The following is a 427-nucleotide window of genomic DNA, read 5'->3' as shown; positions in this document are numbered from 1 at the left end:
CAAAGCGGAGCCGACTATATCCCGCCGCGGACGTGGGTGGAAGTGAAGCTGGCGCAAATTTGGCAGGACGTGCTGGGACTGGCGCAGGTCGGCGTGAAGGAAAACTTCTTTGAGATTGGCGGACACTCGCTGCGGGCGACGACACTGGCCTCAAGGATTCACAAGGAGCTGAACAAGCCGCTTCCACTGCGCAGCATTTTTGAAGCGCCAACGATTGAACAACTGGCAGCTGTGCTGGAAGGTCTAGATCAGGTGACGTATGCGTCCATTCCGGTAGCGGAAGAGCGCAGCTTCTATCCGCTGTCCTCGGCACAAAAACGACTGTATGTGCTGCATCAGTTCGATCCGCTGGATGTGAACTACAACATGCCGTCGGTGCTGCAAGTGAGCGGTCCGCTGGATGTGAAGCGAGTGGAACAGGTATTCC

General features: G+C 56.7%; 1 protein-coding gene. It reads left to right on the top strand.

Going from position 1 to position 427, the window contains the following annotated elements; translation table 11 throughout:
* Positions 1-427: phosphopantetheine-binding protein (locus AC5V8P_RS26115; RefSeq protein WP_495474119.1), on the top strand; the 427-nt coding region annotated here is incomplete at both ends.

The organism is Paenibacillus sp. N119s (assembly GCF_059447605.1).
Note: the sequence above shows the minus strand (reverse complement) of the source record. Positions and strands in the feature narration are given on the sequence as shown.